General features: G+C 74.2%; 2 protein-coding genes. Both read left to right on the plus strand.

Translation table 11 applies throughout. The annotated features are described in order from the left end of the window. The first annotated feature begins 70 nt into the window (after nucleotides 1-70). Complete coding sequence (locus ACFWPS_RS41040) at nucleotides 71-9,619, plus strand: SDR family NAD(P)-dependent oxidoreductase (protein WP_383715568.1); 9,549 nt, start codon at nucleotides 71-73, stop codon at nucleotides 9,617-9,619. Between the two features lie 12 nt (nucleotides 9,620-9,631). Continuing rightward, nucleotides 9,632-20,929, plus strand: a complete 11,298-nt coding sequence (locus ACFWPS_RS41045; RefSeq protein WP_383715561.1) for an SDR family NAD(P)-dependent oxidoreductase — start codon at nucleotides 9,632-9,634, stop codon at nucleotides 20,927-20,929. Nucleotide 20,930 lies beyond the last annotated feature (1 nt).

Raw genomic sequence — 20,930 nt, forward strand, 5'->3', positions numbered from 1 at the left:
CCGAGCCGGTACCCGGTCGGGAGGCCCGCTCTCCCGATACACGGTGGAGGACCGGGAACTGATGGCTGGTATGCCGGAACCGACGGACGAGAAGGTGCTCACCTACCTCAGGCGCCTGACCGCGGATCTGCGCCGCACCAAGGAGCGGCTGAGAGCGGCCGAGGCCGGGGAACACGAGCCGGTCGCCATCATCGGCATGGCCTGCCGGCTGCCCGGCGCGATCGCCACTCCCGACGACCTCTGGAGCGTGCTCGCCGAAGGCCGCGATGCCATCACCCCGTTCCCCACGGACCGGGACTGGGACCTTCAGGCCCTCCGGGACCCCGACTCCGAGAAGCCGGGCACCTGTTACGCGCTCGGGGGTGGCTTCCTCCACGACGCGACCCGCTTCGACGCGGACTTCTTCGGTATCCCGCCCCGGGAGGCCCTGGCGATGGACCCGCAGCAGCGGCTGCTCCTGGAGACTTCCTGGGAGGTTGTCGAACGGGCCGGGCTCGACGCGCACACGCTGAAGGGCAGCCGCACCGGAGTCTTCTTCGGCCTGATGCACCACGAATACGCCGGGCTCGTGCGTGGGATTCCCCGAGAGGTGGAGGGCTACCTGGGCAACGGGAGCGCCGGCAGCGTCGCGTCCGGTCGGGTCGCCTACACGCTGGGCCTGCAGGGCCCGGCGGTCACGGTGGACACGGCGTGTTCCTCGTCCCTGGTGGCCCTGCACCTGGCGGCGCAGGCCCTGCGCCAGGGGGAGTGCTCGCTCGCCCTGGCGGGCGGGGCGTCGGTCATGGCGTCGCCGCTGAGCCTCGTGGAGTTCAGCCGCATGCGCGGACTCTCGCCGGACGGGCGGTGCAGGGCGTTCGCGGAAGGCGCCGACGGCACGGGCTTCGCCGAGGGAGTGGGCCTCCTCCTTCTCGAACGGCTCTCCGACGCCCGCCGCAACGGACACGAGGTCCTCGCCGTCGTCCGGGGTTCCGCGGTCAACCAGGACGGTGCGAGCAGCGGCCTGACGGCGCCCAACGGTGCCGCGCAGGAACGGGTGATCCGGGACGCGCTGGCGTCCGCCGGGCTCTTTGGCCCGGACATCGACGTGGTGGAGGGGCACGGGACGGGGACGCGACTGGGCGACCCGATCGAGGCGCGGGCCCTGCTCGCGACGTACGGCCAGGGACGCGAACGGCCGGTGTGGCTGGGGTCGTTGAAGTCCAACATCGGCCACACACAGGCCGCCGCCGGCGTGGCCGGTGTGATGAAGATGGTGCTGGCGATGCGGCACGGTGTACTGCCGCGCACGCTGCACGCCGAGGTTCCCACCACCCGGGTGGACTGGACCTCGGGCGCGGTACGGCTGCTGACGGAGGAAGTACCGTGGGCCGGGGAGCGCCGGGCGGCCGTGTCCTCGTTCGGAGTCAGCGGGACCAATGCGCACGTCATCCTCGAAGCCCCGCCGGCCGAGGCACCGGCCGAGGCACCTCCGTCCGGCCAGTGCCTCCTGTGGCCTCTCTCGGCACAGAGCCCCGAGGCCCTGAAAGAACAGGCCCGACGCCTGTCCGATGCCGCGAGCGGCCTCGACCCGGCCGACCTGTCCCACTCACTCGTCACAGGCCGCGCCGCGCTGCGCCACCGTGCCGCCGTCGTCGGCTTCACCACGGACGATCTCCGCCGAGGCCTGGCCGCGCTCATGGCCGGTGAGCCCGCCGGTCACCTGGCTCTCGGCGAGGCGGCGGACAGTCCCTCCGCCGTGTTCGTCTTTCCGGGGCAGGGGTCGCAGTGGGCGGGTATGGCGGTGGAGCTGCTGGAGTCGTCGCCGGTGTTCGCGGAGCGGTTCGCGGAGTGTGAGCGGGCGCTGATCCCGTTCGTCGACTGGCAGTTGACGGACATCGTCCGGTCGGGTGACTTCGACCCTGTCGACCGTGTGCAGCCGGTGTTGTGGGCGGTGATGGTGTCGCTGGCGGCGTTGTGGGAGTCGGTGGGGGTGCGGCCGGACGCGGTGGTGGGTCATTCGCAGGGTGAGATCGCCGCCGCGGTGGTGGCGGGTGCGTTGTCGTTGGAGGACGGCGCCCGGGTGGTGGCGTTGCGGTCGAGGGCGATCACGGCGTTGGCGGGTCGGGGTGGCATGGTGTCGGTGCCGTTGCCGGTGGACGAGGTCCGGGAGTTGCTGCCGGAGGGGGTGTCCGTCGCGGCGGTGAACGGCCTGTCATCGGTAGTGGTGTCCGGTGACCCTGCGGGTCTGGATGAGGTGTTGGCGTCCGTGGAGCGGGCGAAGCGGGTGCCGGTGGACTACGCGTCGCATTCGGCCCACGTGGAGGAGATCCGTGAGGAGATCCTGCGGGTGCTGGAAGGCGTGTCGCCGCGCGAGGCTACGGTCCCCTTCTTCTCCACGGTGGACACCGGGTGGGTGACCGGCACCGAACTGGACGCCGGGTACTGGTATCGGAACCTGCGGCAGACCGTGCAGTTCGAAGCCGGGATCCGGGCCCTGCTCGCGGACGGCATGCGGCACTTCGTGGAGGTCAGCCCGCACCCCGTGCTCAGCGTGGCGATCGAGGACAGCCCGGGTGCCGTGGCCATGGGCACCCTGCGGCGGGACCAGGGCGGGCCGGACCGGTTCCTGCGCTCCGCGGCCGAGGCGTACGTTCGCGGCCTTCCCGTACGGCCCTCGGTACTCGGCGGGCGCCGGGTGGCCCTGCCCACGTACGCCTTCCAGGGCCGCCGGTTCTGGCTGCGGGACACCGGGAGCCGCACGGACGTGGCAGGTGCCGGACTGGAATCGCCAGGGCACCCGCTGCTCGGCGCGGTGGTGGAACTCGACGACGGCTGTGTCCTGACGGGCCGGCTGTCCCTGGAACGGGACGCCTGGCTGGGCGATCACGCGGTGCTCGGTTCCGTGCTGCTGCCGGGCACCGCACTGCTGGAACTCGCGGTGTCCGCAGGCCGCCGCACGGGCTTCGGCCAGGTGGCCGAACTGACCCTGCGCACCCCTCTCGTGATACCCGCGTCAGGCGGGGTCGCCGCGCGCATACAAGTGGGCCCCGAAGCCGGGGGCCGTCGACCGGTGACCGTGTCCTCGCGGTCCGACGGGCAGGCGGACTGGACGTACCACGCCGAGGGCGTACTGGTCGGCGAACAACCGCCCGACGGCGAGGCACTCTCGGCCTGGCCGCCGCCGGGCGCGGAACCCGTCGACCTGACCGGGTTCTACGAGGACCGGTCCGCCGCCGGCATCGACTACGGCCCGGCGTTCCACGGCCTGCGGGCCCTGTGGCGCAAGGGGGACGAGGTCTTCGCCGAGGTCGAGCACGAGGCGTCCGGGGAAGGCTTCGCCCTGCACCCGGCGCTGCTGGACGCCGTACTGCAGGCGACGGCTTCGCACGGGCGGGACGAGGGTGTGCGGCTGCCGTTCTCCTTCAGCGGCGCGAGGTTCGGCCCGTACACCGGATCCCGGCTGCGGGCGCGCGTCGCTCCCGCAGCCGACGGCGCGGTATCGGTCCTGGTCGCCGACGACTCCGGGACCCCGGTGGCGTCTATCGCGGCGGTGACGGCCAGGCCCGTCACCGGTGCGGTGCTGAAGCCCGCGCCCACCTCGCTCCTGCGGCCCGCGACGACGGCCCTGCCGTATGTGCCGGTGCCGTCCCGGCGGTGGGCCGTCCTGGGAGAGAAGCACCGGGAACTGGCCGAGGCGGTCGGCGCCCACTGGACGGTGCCGGATGTCCGTTCCGCCGCCGAGGCCGCCCCCGACGTGGTGGCCGTCCGGGTACCCCAGGGGCATGCCGACCCGGTCGTCGGCACCCACGACGCCGCGCGCTGGGCACTGGGCCTGCTCCACACGTGGCTGGCGGACGAACGGCTGCTGTCGGTACCGCTCGTGTTCGTCGCGCAACCCGGCGACATGTCCGCCGCCGCGATCGGCGGGATGGTGCGGTCCGCACAGGTCGAGCACCCCGGACGGCTGCTGTGGGTCGAATGCCCCGACGACGGCCTGTCCGAGCTCCCGGCCGCCGTGGCCGCGGCGGAGCAGTCGAACGAACCGCAGGTCGTCGTCGGTCCGGACGGGCTGCACGCGCCACGGCTGCTGCCGGCGCCCGGTTCCCGGCGGGTCACGGGGATCGACCCGGCGAGCACGGTGCTGATCACGGGCGCGGGGGGACTGCTGGGCGGGCTCGTCGCCCGGCATCTGGTGACCGCGCACGGCGTACGGCACCTGCTCCTCGTGGGGCGACACGCCGTCACGGGGTTCGGCGATCTCGACGCGGAGGTCGGCACGGCCGTCTGTGACGTCGCCGACCGTGCGGAGCTGGCCGCCGTCCTGGCGCGTGTTCCGAAGGGGCGCCCGCTGGGCGCGGTGGTGCACGCGGCCGGAACCCTGGACGACGGAGTTCTCACCTCCCTCACTCCCGACCGGGTCTCCGAGGTCCTCCGGTCGAAGGCCGACGGCGCCTGGAACCTGCACACCCTGTGCGGCGAGGTACCGGTGTTCGTGATGTTCTCCTCGGCCGCCGGCGTCCTGGGCAGTGCGGGGCAGGCCAACTACGCGGCCGCGAACGCGTTCGTAGACGCCCTGGCGCGGGAGCGCAGAGCCCAGGGCCTGGCCGGGCAGTCACTGGCCTGGGGCTGGTGGGCCCCGCCCAGCGGTATGACCGGACACCTCGCGGAGGGCGACCGGGCCCGGCTCGCCCGCGGCGGTCTCGCCCCGATGACGGCGCGGGAGGGACTGGAACTGCTCGACGCCGCACTGCTCAGCGACGAGCCCGTCCTGGTACCGCTCCGGCTCGACCGGACCGCTCCCGCCGCCGAAACGCCGCCTCTGCTGCGCGGACTCGTCCGGTCCGCCGCCCGCCGCCGCCCGGCGTCGGAGGCCCGCGCCGACGGTGCCCTGCGGGACCGGCTGGCCCGTGCGACGGCGGCCGAGCGCCTGCGCCTGCTGACCGAGGTGGTGCGCGCGCACGCCGCCGCGGTCCTCGGCCACCCCGGCCCCGACCGCATCGCCGTGGAGCGCTCCTTCCTCGACAGCGGCTTCGACTCGCTGACCGCCGTCGAACTGCGCAACAGCGTCGCCGCCGCCACGGCCCTGACCCTGCCGCCCACCACGGTGTTCGACCATCCCACCCCGCAGCTGCTCGCCGCTCACCTGGCCGACAGACTCGCCGGGAGCCGGCCCGAAGTGGCGTCCGTACCCCCGAGGTCCGCCAGTGACGAACCGGTCGCGATCATCGGTATGGCCTGCCGCCTCCCGGGCGGGGTCGCCACCCCCGAGGAGCTCTGGGAGCTGCTCAAGGACGGCCGCGACGCCGTCTCCGGCTTTCCCGCCGACCGGGGCTGGAACGTGGCGGAACTCTACGACCCGACCGGTGAACGCACCGGCTCCAGCACGGTCCGCGAAGGCGGCTTCCTCTACGGGGCGGCGGACTTCGACGCCGGTTTCTTCGGACTCTCCCCGCGCGAGGCGACGGCGATGGACCCGCAGCACCGGCTGCTCCTCGAGACCGGCTGGGAGGCGTTCGAGAGCGCGGGCATCGATCCGCTGTCCGCCCGCGCCACGCGAACAGGGGTGTTCGTCGGGGTGATGCACCACGACTACGCGGCCCGCTTCTCCGTCACCCCCGACGGCTATGAGGGCTACCTCGGCAACGGCAACGCGGGCGGCCTCGCCTCGGGGCGTCTCTCGTACACTTTCGGGCTCGAAGGCCCGGCGGTCACCGTGGACACCGCGTGCTCCTCGTCCTTGGTCGCCCTGCACCTGGCGGTGCAGGCGGTACTCCGTGGCGAGTGCACGCAGGCGCTGGCCGGCGGGGTGACGGTGATGGCCACCCCGAGCGCTTTCGTCGAGTTCTCGCGGCAGGGAGGGCTCTCCCCGGACGGCCGCTGCAAGTCGTTCGCCCAGGCGGCCGACGGCACCGGCTGGTCCGAGGGCGTGGGCATGCTTCTGGTCGAGCGGCTGTCGGACGCCGAACGCCTGGGGCACCGGGTGCTGGCCGTGGTGCGCGGCTCGGCCGTCAATCAGGACGGCGCCTCCAACGGCCTCACGGCACCGAACGGCCTCGCACAGCAGCGGGTGATCCGGCAGGCACTGGAAGCCGCCGGACTCGCCGCGTCCGAGGTGGACGTGGTCGAGGCGCACGGCACCGGCACCCACCTCGGCGACCCCATCGAGGCGCAGGCACTGCTGGCGGCATACGGGCAGCAGCGCGAACGACCCCTGCTGCTCGGCTCGTTGAAGTCGAACATCGGACACGCCCAGGCCGCCTCCGGAGTGGCCGGCGTGATCAAGACGGTGCTGTCCCTGCAACGCGGAGAGGTGCCCGCATCACTTCATGTGGACGCGCCCACCCCGCAGGTGGACTGGGACAGCGGCTCCGTTCGCCTGGTCACCGGCCACGAGGAGTGGCCGGACACCGGCCGTCCGCGGCGGGCGGGCGTGTCGTCGTTCGGGATCAGCGGCACCAACGCCCACCTCGTGCTGGAGCAGGCCCCCGAGCGGGCCCCCGAGCCAGCCCCTGAGCAGGCGCCCGAGCCAGCCCCTGAGCAGGCGCCCGAGCCGGTAGCGCGGCCGGACCGGGCGCCCACCGCGCCCGGCCCCGTGCCGTGGTTGCTCTCCGCCCGGTCGGAGGGGGCGCTCAGGGCCCAGGCCCGCCGTCTGGCGCTGCACATGCGGGGCCGCGACGCGGCCGACACAGCCGACGTGGCCCTGTCGCTCGCCACCACGCGAGCTGTTCTGCGCCATCGCGCGGTCGTCGTCGCCGAGCCCGGAGAACACGGTCCTGCCCTGGAGGCGCTGGCCCGCGGGGAGACACCCCGGGGCGCCGTCACCGGTACGGCGGTGACAGGCGGACTCGCACTCCTGTTCACCGGCCAGGGCGCGCAACGGGCCGGCATGGGGCGCGAACTCCACGCCGCCCATCCGGTGTTCGCGGCGGCCTTCGACGCGGTGTCCGCCCGGCTCGGTGGTGTGCCGCTGGACGACCCGCACGCCCTGGAGCGCACGGTGAACGCGCAGCGGGGGATCTTCGCGTTCGAAGTCGCGCTCCACCGGTTGCTGGAGTCGTGGGGGGTCGAACCGGCCGCCGTGGCCGGGCACTCGGTGGGCGAGGTGGCGGCGGCTCACGCGGCCGGCGTACTCACCCTGGACGACGCCTGCGCCCTGCTGGAGGCGCGGAGCCGGCTGATGGAGGAGGTGCCCGCCCGCGGCGAGATGTTCTCGGTCCGGGCCGCGGAGGCCGAGGTGGCGGGCGACCTCCCGCCAGGCGTCTGCGTCGCGGCGGTGAACGGACCACACTCCGTCGTCCTGTCCGGGGACGCGGGGGCGGTCGAGCGGTATGCGAAGCGGTGGCCGGATCCGAGGCGACTGCGCGTCAGCCACGCCTTCCACTCGCACCACATGGACGGCATGCTCGACGCCTTCGCCGACGTGGTGCGGGGCCTGACCTTCTCCCCGCCCGCCATCGTCATACCGGGAGCGGTCGGCGATCCCGAGTACTGGGTGCGCCAGGTCCGCGAACCCGTGCGGTTCATGGACGCCCTGCGCCGTCTGGACGAGGCGGGAGCCACGACGTTCCTGGAAGTGGGTCCCGACGCGGCGCTCACCGCGCTGGGCCCGGAGACGCTCCCCGACGCCGCCTTCGTGGCGGTCGCGCACCGCCGTGACCCCGGGGAGCGGCGAACCCTGCTGGAGGCACTCGCCCGGCTGCACGTCAGGGGCGAGGCCGTGGACTGGGGCCGGATGTTCCCCGGCGCGCGCCGGCAGGACCTGCCGCTGTACGCCTTCCAGCGCCAGCGTCACTGGCTCGCCGCGGAAGGACCGTCGCCGCAGGACGGCTGGTGGTACCGGGCGGGCTGGGAACCGCTGCCCGAGCCCGTCGCCCCGCGGCTGACCGGCACCTGGATCGTCGTGGCCGAGTCCGGGGACCACGACACCGCCGTGGACCGCGCACTGGCCGCCCACGGTGCCGAGGTGCGCCGGGTGCACTCCCCGGAGGAGGTTCCCGGCACGCGCCCGGCGGGCGTGGTGTCGTTGCTCACGCAGCCGGCTGCCGCGGTAGGACAGCTCGCGGACACGCTGGCTCTCCTCAAGGCCGGTACGGACGCGCCCCTGTGGTGTCTCACCCGGGGGAGCGTCGCGGTGGACGACGCCGATGACGTCACCTCGCCGGAGCAGGCCGCCGTGTGGGGCCTGGGCCGTACCGCCGCACTGGAGTACCCGCACCGCTGGGGCGGACTGGTGGACCTGCCGGCAGAGTTCGACGAGAAAGCCGCCCGGCGACTGGCCGGCATCCTCGCCGACGGCACCGAGGACCAGGTCGCCCTCCGCCGCCACGGGACGTACGGACACCGGCTGCGCCCGGCCACGCCGGACGGTGCCGCCTGGCGGCCGAGCGGCACGGTTCTGGTCACCGGCGGGACCGGCGCCCTGGGCGCGCACACCGCCCGCTGGCTCGCGCGCAACGGTGCGGACCACCTGGTCCTCACCAGCCGACAGGGGCCGGACGCCCCGGGTGCCCGCGCACTCACCGCCGAGCTGGAAGAAGCCGGAGTCACGGTCACTCTCGCGGCGTGCGATGTCGCCGACCGCGACGCGCTGCGCCGTCTGCTGGCCGACCACCCGGCCGACGCGGTCGTGCACGCGGCGGGCGCCGCGGACCACACCACCCTGACGGAACTCACCCCGGAGCGGCTCGAACACCTGCTCCGAGCCAAGGTCGACGGCGCCCGCAACCTGCACGAACTGTGCGGGGAGGTCTCGGCGTTCGTGCTCTACTCCTCGATGTCGGGCACGGTGGGCAGCACGGGCCTGGGCGCCTACGCCGCCGCCAACGCCCTGCTGGACACGCTGGCCCGGCAGCGCCGCGCCCAGGGCCTGCCCGCGACGTCCCTCGCCTGGGGGCCATGGGCCGGGGACGGCATGTCGTCGGGCGAGAGCGGAACACGCAACGAGCGCCTCGGCCTGCCGCCGATTGACCCCGCACACGCCGTGGCGGTACTGGCGGCGGCGGTGGGCGGAGAGCACGCCTGCACCCTGGTGGCCGACGTCCGATGGGACACCTACACCGCCGGGTTCACCGTCCAGCGTCCGAGCCCTCTGCTGGCCGGCTTCACCCAGGACCGCTCCTCGTCCCGCGGCCGGTCCGCGTGGCTGCGGCGGGTGACCGGGCTCCCGGCGGCCGAACGCGGGCCGGCGCTGCTGACCCTGGCGCGGACCGAGGCCGCCGTGGTGCTGGGACACGCCGGGCCCGAGGAGGTGCCCGCCGGGACGGCCTTCCGCGAGCTGGGATTCGACTCGCTGGCCGCCGTGCAGCTGCGCGACCGGCTGGGTGCCGCCACGGGGCTCCAGTTGTCCGCGGCGGTGGTCTTCGACCACCCCACCCCGGCCGAGCTGGCCGAGCATCTGCGGCTCGCCCTCTTCACCGAGGACCGTCAGGAAACGGCCGAGGCCGGAGAAGAGGCGCGCCTGCGGGAACTCCTCGCCACCATCCCCCTCGGCCGTCTGCGCGTGTCAGGGCTGTTGGACTCCCTCCTCGCGCTGGCCACGAACGACGCACCGTCCGCTCCCCCCACCGGCGCCACGGAATCCGACATCGACTCCCTTTCCCCGGAGGACCTGCTCCGCCGGGTCCTCGACCAGACCTCGTGAGGACTGATCCACATGCGCACGGACTCCTCGGGGCAGTTCATCGAAGCTCTTCGCGAGTCGATGAAGCAGAACGAACAGCTCAGAACCCGCAACCGGGAACTGGCCGCGGCCTGGCACGAACCCGTCGCCATCGTCGGCATGGCCTGCCGATACCCGGGCGGCATCACCACACCGGAGCAGCTGTGGCAGGTGGTCCGGGACAGCCGGGACGTCATGTCCGCCTTTCCCGACGACCGCGGATGGGACCTGCCCGCCCTGTACGACCCCGACCCGGACGTGCCGGGCACCAGCTATGTGCGCACCGGCGGATTCATCGACGACATGGCCGGGTTCGACGCCGACTTCTTCGGGATCTCCCCGCGCGAGGCGACGGCGATGGACCCGCAGCAGCGGCTGCTCCTCGAGACCTCCTGGGAGGTGTTCGAGCGGGCGGGCATCCGCCCGGACACCGTGCGCGGCAAGCGGATCGGGGTGTTCGTCGGGTCCAACGGCCAGGACTACGGCCTGGTCGTCCACGCCTCCGCGGGGCTGGACGGCCATGCCGCGGGCGGCATCTCCGCGAGCGTGCTGTCCGGACGTATCGCCTACACCCTCGGCCTCACCGGCCCCGCACTCACGGTCGACACGGCCTGCTCCTCCTCGCTGGTCGGCCTCCATCTGGCAGCGCAGTCACTGCGGCAGGGCGACTGCTCGCTGGCGCTCGTCGGCGGGGCCGCGGTCATGGCGACACCGAACGCGTTCGTCGAGTTCAGCCGGCAGCGTGGGCTCGCCGAGGACGGCAGGTGCAAGGCGTTCGCGGCGGCGGCGGACGGTACCGGCTGGTCCGAGGGGGTGGGGATGCTGCTGGTCGAGCGGCTGTCGGACGCCCGGCGCAACGGTCGTCAGGTGCTGGCCGTGGTGCGCGGGAGCGCGGTGAACCAGGACGGCGCCTCCAACGGTCTGACCGCGCCCAACGGGCCCGCCCAGGAACGGGTGATCCGTCAGGCGCTGGACGCGGCGGGCCTGCGGGCCGCGGAGGTCGACCTCGTCGAGGCGCACGGCACCGGCACCACGCTGGGCGATCCGATCGAGGCACGGACCCTGCTGGCGACGTACGGCCAGGACAGAGAACGTCCGGCATGGCTGGGATCGCTGAAGTCCAACATCGGGCACACCCAGGCCGCCGCCGGGGTGGGTAGCGTCATCAAGGCCGTCATGGCCATGCGCGACGGCCTGCTGCCGCGGACCCTGCACGTGGACGAGCCCACCCCGCACGTGGACTGGTCCCTGGGCGCGGTCCGGCTGCTGACCGAAGCACGGCCCTGGCCGGAGGGACCACGGCGGGCGGGCGTGTCCTCGTTCGGCATGAGCGGTACCAACGCGCACGTGGTGCTGGAAGCGGCCCCCCAGCCCGCACCCGAACCCGCTCGGGACCCCGAGCCGGTGCCGCCGGTGCCGCCGGCGCTGCCCTGGACGGTGTCCGCGCGCAGCGAGGCGGCGCTGGCCGCACAGGCCCGCCGACTCGCCGACTTCGCCGCCGGCCGGGACCCCCGCGACGTCGCCTTCTCCCTGGCGACGACCCGTTCCGCACTGGAGCACCGTGCCGTGGTCATCGGTGCCACCGAGACCGAACTCCGCGACGGACTGACGGCACTCGCCCAGGGCAACCCCACTCCCCGTCTGGTCGTGGGAACCGAGGCGGCCGTACCGCGCCGGACGGTGTTCGTCTTTCCGGGGCAGGGGTCGCAGTGGGCGGGGATGGCGGTGGAACTCCTTGAGTCGTCGCCGGTGTTCGCGGAGCGGTTCGCCGAATGCGAGCGCGCGCTGGCCCCGTATGCCGACTGGTCGCTGACGGAGGTCGTGCGGTCGGGTGAGTTCGGCCGGGTGGATGTGGTGCAGCCGGTGCTCTGGGCGGTGATGGTGTCCCTCGCCGCACTGTGGGAGTCCGTAGGCGTACGGCCGGACGCGGTGGTGGGTCACTCCCAGGGTGAGATCGCTGCCGCGGTGGTGGCGGGTGCGTTGTCGTTGGAGGACGGTGCGCGGGTGGTCGTGCTGCGGTCGAGGGCGATCACGGCGCTGGCGGGTCGGGGTGGGATGGTGTCGGTGCCGCTCCCGGTGGACGAGGTCCGGGAGTTGCTGCCGGAGGGCGTGTCCATCGCCGCGGTGAACGGTCCGTCGTCGGTGGTGGTCTCCGGTGACCCGACCGGTCTGGACGCGGTGCTGGCGTCGGTGGAGCGGGCGAAGCGGGTGCCCGTGGACTACGCGTCGCACTCGGCGCACGTGGAGGAGATCCGAGAGGAGATCCTGCGGTCCTGTGACGGGATCTCGCCCCGGCGGGCCACCGTCCCGCTCTATTCCACGGTGGACACCGGGTGGTCCACCGGAGAAGATCTGGACGCCGCGTACTGGTACCGCAACCTGCGCCGGACCGTCGAGTTCGGCCAGGCCGTCCACCAGCTGATCGACTCCGGCTACGACGCGTTCATCGAGGTCAGCCCGCACCCGATTCTCACCGTCGACATCGCGGCCACGGCCGAGGCGGTCGGTTCCGGTACCGGTGCGACCGGTACCCTCCGCCGGCACGACGGTGGCCTCGACCGGTTCCTGCACTCGGCCGCCGGGGCGTACGTGCACGGCGTCGAAGTGGACTGGGGGCGGTTCCTGGCCGGCGGCCGGCGTCTCGACCTGCCGACCTACGCCTTCCAGCGCCGTCGCTTCTGGGCCCGGCCCGCCCGGGGACACGCCGCGGACGTCACCGGGCTCGGCATGGACGTCACCGGGCACCCGCTCGCCGCCGCCTTCCTGGATCTGGGCGAGGAGGGCTGCGTCCTCTCCGGCCTCCTGTCCCCGCAGACCCAGCCATGGCTCGCCGACCACGTCGTGGCCGACCGCGTCCTGCTGCCCGGCACGGCCATGCTGGAACTCGCCGCCCATGCCGGCCGCCTGGCCGGGAGCCCGCAGGTGGCGGAGCTGACCCTGACCACCCCGTGCACGCTGTCGCCCGCGGGCGAGGCGGCGGTTCAGGTGCGGGTGGGACCGGCCGAGGACGGCACCCGCACCGTGTCGGTCTCCACCAGGACCGGTGACGGGAACTGGGTCCGCAACGCCGAGGGATCGCTGAGCACCCGGCCGGCTCCGGCAGCACCCGCACCGGAATGGCCACCGCCAGGCGCGTCGGCCGTCGACCTGGAGGGCTTCTACGACCGGCTCACGGACGCCGGATACGGCTACGGGCCCAGCTTCCGCGGCCTGCGCGCGGCCTGGCGGCGAGGCGACGACGTCTTCGCGGAGGTCGAACTGCCGGACACCGAGCAGCCCTCCGGCTTCGGCGTGCACCCCGCGCTGCTGGACGCGGCTCTGCACGCGCTGGCCACCGGCGCCGACGGCTTGTCGGTGCCGTACTCCTGGCGTGACGTCACCCTGGAGCCCGGCGCGGCCCGCGCCCTGCGCGTCCACCTCTCGCGGAGCGGTGCGGACGCCGTGACGCTCCGGGCCTTCGACGCGGCCTCAGGAGCGCGCGTCGCCTCGGTGGGCTCGCTCGTCACCCGTCCACCGGCCACCAGCCCGGACCGGCTGTACCGCATCTCCTGGACACCCGTCCCGCTCCCGGACCGGCGCCCCGCCTTCGCCGTGCTCGCGCCCGACCCGTTCGGCCTCGCGGACGCGGGCGCACACGCCGAACTGCTGCCAGGGCTCGCCGCGCTCGGAACGGTGCCCGACGCGGTACTGGCGTCCTGCCATTCCGATGCGGCGGATCCCGTCCAGGGGGCGTACACCCTCACCGCGCGCGCCCTGGACCTGGTGCGTTCCTGGCTCGCCGACGACCGGTATGCCGACGCGCGGCTCGTGGTGGTGACACGGAACGCCGTGGCCGCCTCCGGCGAGGACATGCCCGACTGCGCCGGCGCCGCGGTCTGGGGACTCCTGCGGGCCGCCCAGGCCGAACACCCGGGCCGTCTCGTGCTGGTCGACGTGGACGGCGGTGCGGAGTCCGCCGGGCTCGCCGCCGCGGCCGCCGCGACGGAAGAGCCGCAGATCGCCATCCGGGCCGGCTCGATGTTCGCGCCCCGGCTCACCCGGAACAGCGCCGAACTGGCACCCCCGGACGGGGCGGCATGGCGGCTGTCCGCCGCGGAAACGGGCACGGTCGACGGTCTGAGACTGGAGTCCGCGCCCGGAGCCCTCGCACCACTGGACTCCGGTGAGGTCCGCATCGCGGTGCGCGCCGCCGGACTGAACTTCCGCGATGTCCTCATCGCTCTCGGCACCTATCCGGGGGCCGCCGGCATCGGCAACGAGGGCGCCGGAGTGATCGTCGAGACCGGACCGGACGTGCCCGGACTCGCCGTCGGCGACCGGGTGTTCGGCCTGTTCGCCGACGCCTTCGGTCCCACCGCCGTCACGGACCACCGACTGGTGCGGCGGATGCCCGCCGCCTGGTCCTTCACCGAGGCCGCCGCCGTGCCCACGGCGTTCCTCACCGCTTACTACGGCCTGACCGACCTCGGCCGACTGCGCGCGGGGCAGTCCGTACTGATCCACTCGGCCGCGGGCGGAGTCGGCATGGCGGCGGTGCAGATCGCTCAGCACTTCGGTGCCGAGGTGTACGCGACGGCGGCCCCCGCCAAACAGCACGTGCTGCGCGCCGCGGGGATCGACGAGGCGCGGATCGCCTCCTCCCGCGCCCTCGACTTCGCCGAACGCTTCCGGGACGCGACCGGCGGCCGGGGTGTCGACGTCGTACTGAACAGCCTGGCGGGCGCGTTCACCGACGCCTCACTGAACCTGCTGGCCGACGGCGGGCGCTTCCTGGAGATGGGCAAGCTCGACATCCGCACCGGCCTGCCCGCCGGGACGTACCAGGCGTACGACGTGATGGAGGCCGGCCCCGACCGCATCCGGGCGATGCTCGACGAACTGGTCGCCCTCTTCGACTCGGGTGCCCTGCGCACGCTGCCCCACCGCGCCTGGGACGTCCGCTCGGCGCGGCAGGCGTTCCGCCACATGGCGCAGGCCCGGCATGTCGGCAAGGTGGTACTGACGATGCCGCGTCCCCTGGACCCGGAGGGCACCGTACTCATCACCGGCGGCACGGGTGTCCTCGCCGGACACCTCGCCCGTCACCTGGTCGCCGTCCACGGCGTGCGGCACCTGCTGCTGCTCGGCCGCCGGGGGCGCGCCGACCTGACCGGACTGGACGGCCCCGACGTCCACGTGACGGTGGCCGCCTGCGACGTCTCCGACCGCCGGCAACTGGAGGCGGCCCTGGCGCGGATCCCGGCCGGGCATCCGCTGACCGCCGTGGTGCACGCGGCCGGCGTGCTGGACGACGGGCTCGTGCAGTCGCTGACCGAGGACCGGCTCGCCCCCGTGTTCCGGCCGAAGGCCGACGCGGCCTGGCACCTGCACGAGCTGACCCGGGACCTGGACCTCGCCGCGTTCGTGCTGTTCTCCGCGGGTGCCGGTGTCCTCGGCTCCCCGGGGCAGGGCAACTACGCCGCCGCGAACACCTTCCTGGACGCGCTGGCCGTCCGCCGGCGCTCCGCCGGGCTGCCCGCCCAGTCGCTCGCCTGGGGTGTGTGGTCGGGCGCCAGCGACATGCGTGGCGGATACGACGAGGCCGCCGTCGACCGTATGGCCAGGAGCGGCATGCTGCCGATGTCCGTGGCCGACGGGCTGGCCGCCTTCGACGCCGCGCTGGCGGCCGGAGACACCCTGCTGGTGCCGGCCCACCTGGCACCGAGCCGGATGACGGTGATCCCTCCACTGCTCAGCGCCCTGGGTCCGGCTCGCGGTCGCGGCGCACGGCCGGCGCTGGTCCGCTCGCTGAGCGCACTGCCGGACGCGGAGAGGCTCAGGCACCTGACGGATCGGGTCAGGGCCGAGGCGGCGGCTGTTCTCGGCCACGCATCACCGGACGCACTGGCCGACGGCAAGGCCTTCCGCGAACTCGGCTTCGACTCACTGACCGCCGTCGAACTGCGCAACCGGCTCGCCGCCCTCACGGGCCTCAAACTCCCCGCCACGCTGGTCTTCGACCACCCCACCCCCACCGCCCTGGCGGCCCATCTGCACGGGGCGATCAGCGGTGCCCAGGCGGCCCGTCCGCCCGTCGCGACAGCACAGGCGACCGGGTCGGGCGCCGGGGGCGAGGCCATCGCCATCGTGTCCATGGCCTGCCGGCTGCCCGGCGGTGTGACGACGCCGGAGCAGCTGTGGGACCTGGTCGCCGAGGGCCGTGACGCCCTGACCCCCTTTCCCACCGACCGTGGCTGGGAGCTGGACGACCCGGCGCGGGTGGGCGGATTCCTCGACGCGGCGGACGAGTTCGACGCCAGGTTCTTCGGGATCTCGCCGCGTGAGGCGCTGGCGATGGACCCCCAGCAGCGACTCCTGCTGGAGACCAGCTGGGAGGCGATCGAGCGAGCCGGGATCGACCCGTCCTCGGTACGCGGCCAGGCGATCGGCGTCTTCGCCGGCGTCTGGGGCAACGACTACCTGGCGCGGCTCCACCACGTTCCGGACGACCTGCGCGGCTATCTCGGCAACGGCAGTGCGGTGAGCGTCGCGTCGGGACGGGTGGCGTACACCCTGGGCCTGGAGGGACCGGCGGTCACGGTCGACACCGCCTGCTCCTCGTCCCTGGTGGCGCTGCACCTGGCCGCGCAGTCCCTGCGGCAGGGCGAGAGCTCCATGGCCCTGGTGAGCGGCGCCACCGTGCTCGCCACACCGGCCGTCTTCGGAGAGTTCGAGAGGCAGGGCGGCCTGGCGTTCGACGGGCGGTGCAAGGCGTTCGCGGAGGGCGCCGACGGCACCGGCTTCGCCGAAGGCGTGGGCGTCCTGCTGCTGGAGCGGTTGTCGGATGCGGAGCGGTTGGGGCATCCGGTGTTGGCGGTGGTGCGGGGTAGTGCGGTGAATCAGGACGGTGCGTCGAACGGTCTGACGGCGCCGAGTGGTGTGGCGCAGGAGCGGGTGATTCGTCAGGCGTTGGCGAATGCCGGTCTGGGGCCGTCGGAGGTGGATGTGGTGGAGGGGCATGGGACGGGGACGCGGTTGGGTGATCCGATCGAGGCGGGTGCGTTGTCGGCGGTTTTTGGTGGGGGTCGTGAGCGGCCTTTGTGGTTGGGGTCGTTGAAGTCGAATGTGGGTCATGTGCAGGCTGCGGCGGGTGTGGCGGGTGTGATGAAGATGGTGTTGGCGATGCGGCATGGGGTGTTGCCGCGGACGTTGCATGTGGGGGAGCCGTCGTCGCGGGTGGACTGGTCGTCGGGTGCGGTGCGGTTGTTGACGGGGGAGCAGGTGTGGGAGGGGCCTCGGCGGGCGGGGGTGTCGTCGTTCGGGGTGAGTGGTACCAACGCGCATGTGGTTCTGGAGGCTCCGCCGGCCGTACCGGCCCGGGACCCCGCACCCGACAACGCACGCCCCGCGGCGCCGCCGGTCGTACCGTGGCCGCTGTCCGGCCGGACGCCCGGGCAACTGCGGGCGCAGGCCCGCTCCCTGCTGGCCGCCGTCGGCGACCGCGACCGGACCGACATCGGACACGCCCTCGCCGTTTCCCGCGCCACCTGGGAGCACCGGGCGGTCGTCCTGGCCGACCATCCGGACGCCCTGCGGGAACTGGCGGCCGGCGAGCCCTCCGCCGCGGTGGTGACCGGTGAACCCGCGCCCGGCGGCTTCGCCTTCCTCTTCACCGGCCAGGGCGCACAGCGGCCCGGCATGGGAGCCCAGCTGTACGCGGCCTGTCCCGTGTTCGCGACCGCCCATGACGCGGTGACCGCCCACTGGGCGGAGGACATCCCGGACACGGCCGAACTCCTGGACCGCACCGATCACGCCCAGCGGGCCCTGTTCGCCTTCGAAGTCGCGTTGTTCCGGCTGTACGAGTCCTGGGGAGCCGAGCCGCGGGCCGTCGCCGGGCACTCCGTCGGCGAGATCGCGGCCGCCCACGTGGCCGGTGTGCTCTCACTCGCCGACGCGTGCGCGCTGGTGGACGCACGCGGCCGGCTGATGGCGGCGCTGCCGGCCGGCGGCGCGATGATCGCCGTGCGCGCCTCGGAAGCGGAGGTGACGGCCCGACTGCCCGACGGGGTGTGCCTGGCCGCGGTCAACGGACCGGACTCCGTCGTCCTCTCCGGTGACGCCCGGGCGGTGGCGGCGTACGCCCACAACTGGCCCCGCCCGAAGAGGCTGCGGGTCAGCCACGCGTTCCACTCGCACCACATGGACGCCATGCTCGGCGAATTCACCGATGCCGTACGGAAGCTGACCTTCTCCCCGCCCGTGATCGCCCTGCCCGGCGACGTCGGCAACCCCGAGTACTGGGTCCGCCAGGTCCGTGAGCCCGTCCGGTTCCTGGACACCCTGCGCACTTTGCGCTCCCGCGGCATACGCACCTTCGCCGAACTGGGGCCGGACGCGGTACTGAGCGCCATGGGACCGCAGTGCGTGCCGGACGCGGTGTTCGTCCCCGCCCTGCGGCCCAGCGGCGGCCTGACGGAGCCGCGGGACGCGGTGACCGCTCTCGCGCGGCTCCATGTACGGGGTGCCGCCGTGGACTGGACGGCACTCCTGCCGGGCGCGCGCCCCGTCGACCTGCCCACCACCGCGTTCCAGCGGGACCGGTACTGGCTGAGGGACTCGGGCGCCGGGCGCGGACCGGCCGACTCGGGTCTGACACCGGCCGGACACCCTTTGCTGGCCGGAGCGGTGGACCTGCCCGACGGCGGACGCGTCCACACCGGCAGCCTGTCCACGGCGTCTCACCCGTGGCTGGCCGATCACGTCGTCGCCGGCACCACCCTGGTCCCCGGCACCGCCCTGCTCGATCTGGCGCTGCACGTGGCCGACCAGGCCGGCGCCGGCCAGGTGGCCGAACTCGTGCTGCGCGCGCCCCTGGTGGTGCCCGACCGCCGCGCGGCCCTGCTCCGGGTGCATGTCACCCCGCCCGACGACGCCGGACGGCGCGCGCTGACGATCTCCTCCCGCGCCAAAGGCGCCGACGCGGACCCGTGGACGCTGCACGCCGAGGGCACGCTGGCCGCCGCCGGCACCGACGCACCGGACGAGCCGGTGGTGTCCGGGCCGTGGCCCCCGGCGGGGGCCGTGCCGCTGGAACTGACCGGCCTCTACGACCGGCTCGCCGACGCCGGCCTCGCCTACGGCCCGTCGTTCCGGGGGCTGCACGCCGCCTGGCGGGACGGGCGGGACGTCTGCGCGGAGGTCGCCCTGGCCCGCTCCGATGCCGACGGCTTCACCCTGCACCCGGTGCTGCTGGACGCCGCCCTGCATGCCCTGGCCCTGGACGCCACAGGCCTGCGGCTGCCGTTCACCTGGTCCCGGGTGTCGGTGACCGCGCGCGGCGCGACGGCGCTGCGGGTCCGCCTTTCGCCGTCGGACTCGGGGGCCGTGCGCATCGTCGCCGCCGACAGGGAGAACCGGCCGGTGACAACGCTGTCGCTGACCACGAGAGAGGTGACAGGCGGGGTCACGACGGGTGCGCGTCCCGTCGGCGGACTGTTCCGCACGCAGTGGGTCCCCGTCCCCGAGACCGCCGTCCCCGAGACCGCCGTCCCCGAGACCGCCGCCCCCGAGACCGCCGCCCCCGAGGCCACCGCCCCCGGATCACTGGCCGCCGAGGACCAGTTGGTCATCGCCCCGGACACCGGAGATGTCCCCACCGCCGTCCGCCGCGCGACCCGGCGCGTCCTGGCAGCCGTTCAGGAGAGGCTCGCCGACGGCACCCGCACCTCGCCGCTGGCCGTGGCGGTCCCCGGCATCGCGGATCCGGTCGGCGGAGCGGTCGCCGGCCTGGTCCGGTCCGCGCAGTCCGAGCATCCCGGCCGGTTCGTCCTCGTGCACCTCGACGGTCCGCACGACCGGCTCGCCGCCGCCGTGGCCACAGGCGAGCCCGAGGCCGCCGTGCACGGTGACGCGGTCCGCGTGCCGCGCTGGACGCCGGCCGGGCTCCCGGACGGCACAGGCCGGCCGTTCGACCCGGAGGGCAGAGGCCGGCCGTTCGACCCGGACGGCTCAGACCGGCCGTTCGACCCGGAGGGCACGGTCCTGATCACCGGCGGGGCGGGCGCGATCGGCCGCACCGTCGCCCGCCACCTCGTCGCGCACCACGGCGTACGGCGACTGCTTCTGGTGGGCCGCCGGGCACCGGCCGGCACCCTGGCCGGGGAACTGGAGGAGCTGGGCGCGACCGTCGGCACCGCGGCGTGCGACGTCTCCGACCGGGACGCGCTCGCCCGCCTGCTGGCATCCGTGCCCGCCGGGCACCCGCTGACCGCGGTCGTCCACTGCGCGGGCCTCCTCGCCGACGCCACCGTCACGGCGATGACGCCGGAGAACCTCGACGCGGTGCTGGCGCCGAAGGCGGACGGCGCGTGGTACCTGCACGAGCTGACCCGGGACCTGCCCCTGAGCGCCTTCGTGATGTTCTCCTCGCTCGCCGCCACCCTGGGCGGCCCGGGGCAGGCCAACTACGCCGCGGCGAACGCCTTCCTCGATGCCCTGGCCGAACACCGGCACCGTCTGGGTCTGCCGGCGCACTCCCTGACCTGGGGTCCCTGGGAGACCACGGACGGCATGACCGCTCACCTGGGCCGGACCGACGAACTGCGGCTGCGGCGCTCCGGCTTCCTGCCGCTGCCCGCCGACGACGCCCTGTCCCTGCTCGACGACGCGCTCTCGCTGGACCACCCCGTACTGGCACCGGTCCACCTGAACCGGGCCACCCCCCGTGCCGACAGCGTTCCGCATCTGCTGCGCGACGTCCTCCCGTCCGGCCCGCCGTCGGCCGCCGAACCCGGCGGAGCGGCCCGGGCGGAAGGGTTCGCGGCCCTCCCGGAAGCGGAACGCGAACGTGCGTTGCTGGACCTGGTCAGGAGCGAAGCGGCCCGGGTACTCGGCCACCGGGCCGGGACGCGCATCGACGCGCACCAGTCGTTCACCGACGCCGGACTGGACTCGCTGGCCGCCGTCGAACTGCGCAACGCCCTGGCCGCCGCCATCGGCCAGGACCTGCCCGCGACGCTGCTGTTCGACCACCCCGACCCCGCGGGCCTCGCCGAGCACCTGACGGGCCTGGTCGTGCCCGCCGTGCACCAGGCGGCCCTGCGGGACCTGGACCGGGTCGGCGCGGTACTGGCAGGGCTGTCACCCGGCGACCCGGTGCGCGGGCAGCTGCGCGAGCGGCTGCAGGCACTGCTGCTCCGGTCCGAGCAGCCCGCCGCGGCGGCCCCGGCCGGGGGCGACGATCTCAGGGCCAGGGTGCTGGCCGCGACAGCCGACGACATCTTCGCTCTCATCGACACGGAACTCGGGTGAC

This window comes from Streptomyces sp. NPDC058457 (assembly GCF_042720695.1).
In the GTDB taxonomy this organism is placed as follows: Bacteria; Actinomycetota; Actinomycetes; order Streptomycetales; family Streptomycetaceae; genus Streptomyces.